Source organism: Okeania sp. SIO3B5 (assembly GCF_010692555.1).
Lineage (GTDB): Bacteria > Cyanobacteriota > Cyanobacteriia > Cyanobacteriales > Microcoleaceae > Okeania.
Window position 1 is genome coordinate 1 of sequence record NZ_JAAHHG010000421.1, and the last position, 8,927, is coordinate 8,927.

Genomic DNA, 8,927 nt, shown 5'->3' on the forward strand with positions numbered 1-8,927 from the left:
CCCATCTCCCCATCCCCCCATCCCCCCATCCCCCCATCTCCCCCTCCCCCCATCTCCCCATCCCCCCAGACTCTCTCTACCATTACTATGCACCACCACCAAAAATTATTCCCCTACTCCCCTACTCCCCTATGAGGAAAAGGAGAGACACCGGACGCGGCGTGTCGGTGACACCAATTTGATAAATGTTTGCTACAAATAGTTAGGGTACTTATTATAATTTCCGTTTGTCATGCTCCGCAAACAGAATGTGCGAATTTAGAATGCAGAATGGATAGATTTAATACCATTTTTGATATTGCAAATTACCTTTTTCGTCAAACATACTTTATCTGAAAGTCTTTTTATGGTGCTTATTATTCGTAACATTCTTTTTTCAAAATGGTATGACACCCTATCTCTGTGTCTCCCCGTCTCCCCCTCTGGTGTGTCCTCAAGAACCCGCTCCCCTACTCCTTAAAAAAGACTTATGAGCGCAAACCCTAACTACTCCCTACTCCCTACTCCCTACTCCCTGCCTTAGCAAAAAGACTTTCCATACGCAAACCTTAATTATTATTTCGGGTGATTTTCCATGAAAATAAAACCTATAAAGCAATTCAATAAAAATACAAATTTTTTGGGAAAAATACCTTTAAGGATCGTCCTAATTATTCCATTTTTCTTAGAGTTATTGATTGTATTCGGATTAACAGGATGGTTATCTTTTAGGAATGGACAGAGAGCTATTAATGACTTAGCTAGTAAGTTTCGCGGAGAAATTTCTGCCCACATCGATCACGAAATAGAGGACTATTTAAAAATTCCTCATCTGATTAATCAATTAAATGTGTATCCTATCAAAGAAAATAATCTGAGTATATTTCCAGTAAAAGGTCAAAATATTTTCTGGCAACAAATGAAATTACTTAAATCAGCTAAATGGATTTATTGTGGTACTCCCAAAGGTGAATTTTTAGGAGTAACAAGACTAGGAGAAAATAATAAATTACGATTAGTTATTAATAATGAATCGACGGATTTTTTCCGCCATGAATATGCTCTAGACAGCGCAGGTAATACTACAAATTTAGTTAGAAAAAGTTCTAGAAAATATGATTCTCGGAATCGTCCCTGGTATCAGGCGGCTGTTAAAGCAGGTAAAGCTACATGGAGTGAAATTTACCTAGACTTTAGCACCGAAGTCTCTATCATTACTGCTGTTTTACCAATATACGATGGGGAAAATAATCTTAAAGCAGTATGTGGTGTTGATGTTTACCTGTCTCAACAATTAAGTCAATTCCTGAAAAACATAGAAATTGGTAAAATTGGAGGAGCTTTTATTCTAGATACAGAAGGTGTATTAATAGCAAGTTCCATGGAAACAGAAGCATCGCAAAAAACAGATGAACTGGGAATACAAAAAGCAGTAGATAGTAATAGTAATTTAATCAAGTCAACAGCACAATATTTGACAGAACAATACACAGATTTGAGTCAAATTGACACTAAGAAAGAACTTGAATTTATGCTCAATGGCGAGCGAATATTTATGCAAGTTTCACCATATTATGATAATTATGGTCTTAATTGGTTCACAGTAGTAGTCATCCCACAAAAACAGTTTATGGGGCAAATAAACGCCAATACTCGCTCCACTATTCAACTATGTTTTTTAGCATTGGGAATAGCTGTAGGTTTGGGACTATTAATAGTGCGTTGGATAACTAAACCAATCAATAAATTATCAACAGCAGCTAGTGAAATTTCTCATGGAAAATTAGGTCAAAATGTGCCAATTAAAGGAGTAAAAGAGTTAGTTATGTTAGCTAAATCTTTTAATCAAATGACAGAACAATTAGAAGAATCATTTAATCATCTAGAAACAAAAAATCAGGAGTTGCAACACCTAGATCAACTCAAAGATGAATTTTTAGCAAATACATCTCACGAACTCCGTACACCTTTAAATGGAATGATTGGTATAGCAGAATCTATGATTGATGGTGCTACTGGATCTATGTCAGAACTGCAAAAGAACAATCTATTAATGGTTGTTGGAAGTGGATATCGTCTTGCCAATTTAGTCAATGATATTCTGGATTTTTCCAAACTACGGCATCATGATATTCAACTGCAATTAGGTTCAGTAGGAATGCGAGAGGTTACGGAAGTAGTTCTCGCTTTTTGTCGTATTTTGGTGCGAGGCAAAGATTTGCAACTTATTAATGCTATTCCCCAAAATTTTCCTCCTGCGACAGCAGATGAAAATCGCGTTCAGCAAATTTTGCATAATTTGGTGGAAAATGCAATCAAATTTACAGAGTGCGGTATTATCAGAGTCTCAGCAGAATTAATTGATGTTGATAACCACCAAAAAATAGCAGTCACTGTCTCTGACAATGGTATTGGTATTCCTGAAGATAAACAAGAGGCAATTTTTCAGTCCTTTGAACAAGGAGACGGATCTACAGAACGTCAATATGGTGGTACAGGTTTAGGTTTAGCAATTACTAAAAAATTAGTTGAATTACACGGTGGTACTATTTCAGTAAAATCAACTCCTGGTATTGGATCGGAGTTTACTTTTACTCTAGATATTTCTGAAAAATCAACAGAAAGTAGTGAAATTGAATCCTCTCTCAAAAAGCAAATGTCTTTTTTGAGTGCTTCTCATTTAACAGCATCTGTTTCAGATGAAACCTATTCAGAATCAGAAATAAATCAAGCTCAAACATCTGACGTTATTCCACTAAATAACCAACAAAAAGAAGGTGAATTCCAAATTCTCATTGTTGATGATGAACCTGTGAATTTAATGGTATTAACTAATCAACTTTCTTTGCATAATTATGAAGTTATTCAAGCTAATAGTGGCCAGAAAGCTTTAAATATTCTTGATGAAGGTTTTCTACCAGATTTAATTTTACTAGATATAATGATGCCTGGTATGACTGGTTATGAAGTTATACAAAAAATTCGGGAAATATGGCCGCTTCATCAACTACCAATAATGATATTAACTGCTAAAAATAGAGTCTCAGATTTAGTAGTCGGATTAGAAGTAGGTGCTAATGATTATTTATCTAAACCATTCCACAAAGAAGAATTACTAGCTCGAATTAAGACACATATTAATATTAAAAAACTCCGCACAGAAAAAGCATATATTCGCAAAACTTTTGGTCGTTATGTGACAGATGAAATAGTTTCAAATCTCTTAGAAACACCAGAAGGTTTAAAACTAGGAGGTGAACGAAAAAAAATTACGATTCTCACTTCCGATATCCGGGGTTTTACCAGCACTTCTGAACGATTAGCACCAGAAGAAGTTGTGACTATTATTAACTTTTATCTTTCTTCTATGGCAGATATTATTACCTCTTTTCATGGTACTATTGATGAGTTTATGGGTGATGGAATTTTAGTTTTATTTGGTGCCCCAACAACTAGAGAAAACGATCCAGAAAGAGCAGTTGCTTGTGCTTTAGCTATGCAGTTGGCAATGGAATCTGTTAATCAACAAATAGAAGCTTGGGGTTTAGCTCCTTTAGAAATGGGAATTGGTATTAATACTGGGGAGGTTGTAGTTGGAAATATTGGTTCTGAGAAACGCACAAAATATGGTGTAGTTGGAAATCAAGTTAATTTGACTTATCGGATTGAATCTTATTCTACTGGTGGTGAAATTCTCATTTCTGAAACTACACTTCAAGAGGTAGGAGAACCACTTTTGAGAATTGGTAGGCGAAAATTAGTGCAACCAAAAGGAGTCAAACAACCTATTAATATTTATAATATTACTGGGATTGGTGGAGAGTATAACTTATTTTTAAAAGAAGAGGAACAAATATTTTTAGACCTCACTGAAGAAATACCTACCCAATATACAATTTTGGAAGGTAAGCACGTTGCAGAAAATTTATTTTTAGGTAGTTTAGTTAAACTTTCTGCTAAAGGAGCATTGGTAAAATCTGCTTCACAAGAAACAAATTCTATACCTTCTGTATTTACTAATATTAAACTCAATTTATTCCCTTCCACTTCCGGAGTATTGACAGAAGATATTTATGCTAAAGTTTTGGATAAACCTGTAGAAAATAGCTGTTTTTACATCCAATTTACTACTAAACCACCAGAAGTAAAAACTTTACTAGATGCTCAATATCGTTGCCTGAGTTCTTCATCAACTTCTTGATAATATAAAATCAGGATAATTAGGGCTTGCTGATTAAATATTGGTGGTGGTGCATAGTAATGGTAGAGAGAGTGTGGGGGGATGGGGAGATGGGGGGATGGGGAGATGGGGAGATTGGGAGATGGGGAGATTGAGAGATTGGGAGATGGGGAGATGGGGAGATGGGGAGATTGGGGGATTGGGAGTGTGGGAGAAATTAAAAAATATATATCTTCTACCATTACCATGCAGGACTACCTAAATATTAAAGCATTGACTGATATTGGTTTTAGTCTTTTTAGGTCTTGAAAAAGTGTAAGGTTTTTGGCTATTGTAGCCTCAAAATGCTAATACTTTTTCCCTGACGATGCAGAAAATTTGGCCGTAGCAGATAGTCTAAACTGTTCCCTGTTCCCAGTTAAGTGTTCCCTGTTCCCTATCATCACAATCAGACTTTTTCAGCAAACCCTAATTAAAGACTAAAAATTCATCCTCTGGGTATCCTTAACAGGGCAAACGCATCTTATTTTGAAGTTCTGACAGGGCAAGGGTGTCAGGCTTATAAACATTTATACTCATTGCCTCTCTAAAGCTTAACAGTAGAAACTTCCAGAATTTAGATGCGTTTTCCCTGGTATCCTTAATTGTAATTAGGGCTTGCTGATTAAATATCAAAGCATTTACTGATATTGGTATTGGCCTTTTTAGGTCTTGAAAAAGTACCTTGTTTTTAGCTCCAATCGCTCAAAAAGTTAGCATTTTGGGCATTTCTAGGAGAAGAAAATCAAGGGAAGATTCTTCTGATATCATGTCCGGTAGCACCGTTTGTGTATAAAATTAAGGTAAAAATGGGAGAAAACCTTCTGCCTCCTGCCTCCTGCCTCCTGCCTTCGGACAACCATTGTCTAATTATTCAACCGGACATGATATGACTACCTCTTCTATAATTCCCATTCCTCCTGAATTGCAGGATTGCTGAATTCTGGATTCTCTCCTGACAAAAAGACTTTTGAGCGCAAACCCTAATTAGGGCTTGCTGATTAAATATCAAAGCATTTATATCATGTCCGGTAGCATCGGAGCGTGTATAAAATTAAGGTGAAAAAAGGAGAAAACCTTCTGCCTCCTGCCTCCAGCTCCCGCTGCCTTCCTTCCACCAAAGTCTAATTATTCAACCGGACATGATATTACTGATATTGGTATTGGCCTTTTTAGGGTAGAAAAAAGTGCGCCTGTTTTAGTCTAAAACGCTTAAAAAGTTAGTATTTTAGGCGCATAGTTGGGCAGGAAAATCTTGGGAAAATTCTTACCGAATTATTAATTATTACAGGACTTACGCAAAGACACTATATATAGTGTATGGTAAACTGAGCGATAGCTATAATTTTTAAGCGATCGCCAGAGCAACAAAATTATTATAACTTATACCAAGACACTATATATAGTGTATGGCAAACCCAGCGATAGCTATAATTTTTAGAGAGCGATACGGCTAACGCCACGCTCCGCGAACGCCGAGCATTTCTCTAGTGATAAAAACTTAAATAGCCGTCATTTTAATTGCAGGATATTTGAGTTCAGATACTAGATATTTAGATAATAATTGATGTTTGAGTTGATAAATAGTTTTTCCCGTATGGGTAAGCTAGTTTTTTTAAATTATTCCAAACTAACATAGCACAGGCAATATGATTTTTTGGAATTTTTGCGCCTACGACATTGACAAAACTCTATTCCTGTTAATTGCTTAATTCTGGTGTTAAATTCTTCGATTTTCCATCAAGGAAAGCGACTCGAATTCTACATCATCTGTCGAAGATTGACTTAAGTCATTAGTGACAATGTATTCTGTTCTAGACCGCAGAAATAGTAGCCCAGAATAGTTTGACTGTCTTGAGTGTGTCTTACATTCTGAGGAGACCTCAGAATTACGCACTCGCTTTTTTATCTCAAAGAAATTCCTTTAATTTTTATTATTTTACCTGATGTTCTTTCTGATTCATTCCAGCTTAATTTAGCAATACTTTTATATTTTTCTGCACCACCAGTATCATCTACGCTCGCGATTAATTTTTAAGGGGCAATAATAAATTTTTCCTAAGTTATCTATCAGTCCCATTAATCTCTGTGTTGCATACCAACTATCCATTAGTACAGTTTTAAATGGTAATTTCTTTTTATTTACCACGTTTAAGATCATTTCTTCAACATGATCTAACTCACGTTTTTTTGTCACTTTCTGGAGCATAAATACGGTAATCTATTATCCGCGCATTGTTCGTTTTGGGGATTAAAATAGATACAATTAACTATTTCTATACCCTGAATTACTTGATGAACCGATACCACTATATTGTTTTCGCACAAGTGCCTCTTTTCCTTCGGAATGCTTCCCTACGGGATGCTACGCAAACGCAAACAGAGGAGCTTCGCTATCAATTTTATTAGCATATTTTTTCTTAATTACTGTATCATCAAAAATCAGGTATCCTTCCGTATTTTGGACAATTTCCTTTTTGACATTTTCCCATAAGTCTTGTGAGTTTAGAGATTCTGTTTTTAAATAACGATTAATCGTATCATGGCTAATGTTTTCTAGGTGATTTGCTAAGTTTGTGATGGTATAATTTGTATGAGAATTTAGTAAATATTGGTATGGGATCAATATAGTTAAAATTCCTGACAGTTAGCTCAAATTAACAGTAATATTATTCTACAATAATCAGGGTATTTGAGCCAAACTTATTTACAATTAGCCAGATATCATAGAGCTAAAATTAATTATACTAGATTATATTTAATATTAGTTATAATAATGTTTTTGTGCAGGCGATCGCTATAAATTTTTCAGAGTTCGCTCTATTCAGTATACGTTGATATATAGTGTCTTGGTATAAGTTATAATAATTTTGTTGCTCTGGTGATCGCTTAAAAATCATAGCTATCACTCAGTTTGCCATACACTATATATAGTGTCTTTGCGTAAGTCCTGTATTAATTATTAATTAAATAATTCTGGTTTAAAGCCTCCTCTTTTAAGGGAAAAAAGCGGTCGAGGGATGGCGAGGTCTCCTCGCCATATCCAATCGACCAAGAGAAAAGAAATAATATCTCCTGATGTTCAATCAAGAACGGTTTTAACCAGAGGTAATTATCAATTATCCATTATCCATTATCAATTAATGAATTCTACCCCCTTGTTCATTCCGATTTCTCCAGTATAGCTGTCTCCTCCCCCTACTAAAAGACTTTTTCAGCAAACCCTAATTATTAAGTAGGTAAGCGTTAAAATTTATTGTTAGATGAAGGCAGAAGGCAGAGGGCAGAAGGCAGAAGAAAAGAGGTTTTAGAGCTACTTTACTTTTTGTTACCGAATTATTAATTATTAATTATTAATAATTAAACAATTCTGGTTTAAAGCCTCCCCTTTTAAGGGGAAAAAAAGTGCTAGGATATTTCCTTATTTTCAATCAAGAACGGTTTTAACCAGAGGTAATTATCAATTATCAATTATCCATTATCAATTAATGAAATACTTAGTTTTTTTTGTACCAACTTACTTATATTCTGGATAACATTATATTTATAGAGCCCATTTGGTATCTTTTGAGGAAAAGGTATATAGTTAGGACTTACGCAGATACGCTATATATAGCGCTCAAAACTGTTGTCCAATAGTACTTGCACTCTATAAATAGTGCCTTTGCGTAAGTCCTGATAGTAATATCATGTCCGGTTGAATACTTACACTTTGGAGGAGGTAAGGCAGCTATGCTGCTATGCTGGAGGCAAAAGGAAAGAAAAGGTTAGAAGGGAAAAGGTTTTTTTATCACGCTATTATCCGGACATGATTAGGACTTACGCAGATACGCTATATATAGTACTTGTAACTATTGTCCAATAGTTACTGGACTCTATACATAGTGTCTTTGCGTAAGTCCTGATGATATAAGTAGGGCTTGCTGATTAAATATCAAACTCTTTACAGATAAATGTTTTAGCCTTTTTAGGTACTAATAAAATGCTAGCTTTTAGGTGGTAATGGTTCAAAAATCTAGGATTTTCAGCAAGATAGGGGAAGAAAACCAAGGGAAGATTTTTCTGGCTACCTCTTCTATAATTCTCATTCCTCCTGTTTGCGGAGCATTCCGTAGGAAATTCACCGATTCTGAATTCTGAATTCTGACTCCTACCCCTACCAAAAGACTTTCCATAAGCAAACCCTAAGTAGCGATCGCCAATTATCATCAGGAAAAGAACTCTAGAAAATGCCACAGTAAAGGTCAATCTTTGTTTTGTCAATTTAATGCTTAATAGATTGGCGTTGGCGGAGTCTAGCGACAGATATATCACCTAAGTTTTTGAGATACCAAATGGTTTCTATATGATGAATTAAACCAATTTTATAAATTTTTGCTACAAATAGTTAGGCTATTTCTTAGGAGTCAACCCACCCCTAACCCCTCCCAGGAGGGGAAGTCAGGAGTCAGGAGTCAGAATGAATAGTTTCAATAGCAGTTTTGAGCTAATAAATTCTATTTTTTGTCAAAGGGAGACCTCCTGCATTTGTCTTTTTCTCACGCTTATTATTCGTAACATTCTTTTTTCAAAATGGTATTAAACCATCTAATATCAAATCCGGTAGCATCGGTGTAATTAGATAGTTAATCTAGGAGTCAGAACTCAGAACTCAGGAGTCAGGAGAAAAGAGAATTTAGAAAGATTTGCTCTTTAGGTGAAGATGAAAATTTTTTTATACCGAACCCGA

4 protein-coding genes and 1 pseudogene are annotated in these 8,927 nt (G+C 35.4%); 2 read left to right on the plus strand and 3 right to left on the minus strand.

Translation table 11 applies throughout. The annotated features are described in order from the left end of the window. Nucleotides 1–574: 574 nt before the first annotated feature. A complete protein-coding gene (locus tag F6K54_RS34110) occupies nt 575–4,180 on the plus strand; it encodes an ATP-binding protein (RefSeq protein ID WP_293088012.1) in 3,606 nt (1,201 codons plus the stop codon). An 81-nt stretch (nt 4,181–4,261) separates the two neighbouring features. Continuing rightward, nucleotides 4,262–4,468 (plus strand): hypothetical protein, encoded by a 207-nt coding sequence (locus tag F6K54_RS34115; RefSeq protein WP_293088014.1) that lies wholly within the window; start codon nt 4,262–4,264, stop codon nt 4,466–4,468. Between the two features lie 1,231 nt (nt 4,469–5,699). On the opposite strand, the pseudogene F6K54_RS34120 reads toward F6K54_RS34115, so the two are convergent. The 3 genes and pseudogenes from F6K54_RS34120 to F6K54_RS34130 all read right to left on the minus strand — a co-directional run bounded on the left by F6K54_RS34120 (nt 5,700) and on the right by F6K54_RS34130 (nt 8,461). Next, nucleotides 5,700–6,836, minus strand: a pseudogene (locus F6K54_RS34120) (IS701 family transposase). A 130-nt stretch (nt 6,837–6,966) separates the two neighbouring features. Beyond that, nucleotides 6,967–7,098, minus strand: coding sequence for a hypothetical protein (locus F6K54_RS34125; RefSeq protein ID WP_293088016.1), 132 nt, complete (start codon nt 7,096–7,098; stop codon nt 6,967–6,969). A gap of 1,027 nt (nt 7,099–8,125) precedes the next feature. Continuing rightward, the gene (locus tag F6K54_RS34130) at nt 8,126–8,461 is read right to left on the minus strand and encodes a hypothetical protein (protein ID WP_293088018.1); all 336 of its coding nucleotides are present in this window, start codon (nt 8,459–8,461) and stop codon (nt 8,126–8,128) included. Between the last annotated feature and the right edge of the window lie 466 nt (nt 8,462–8,927).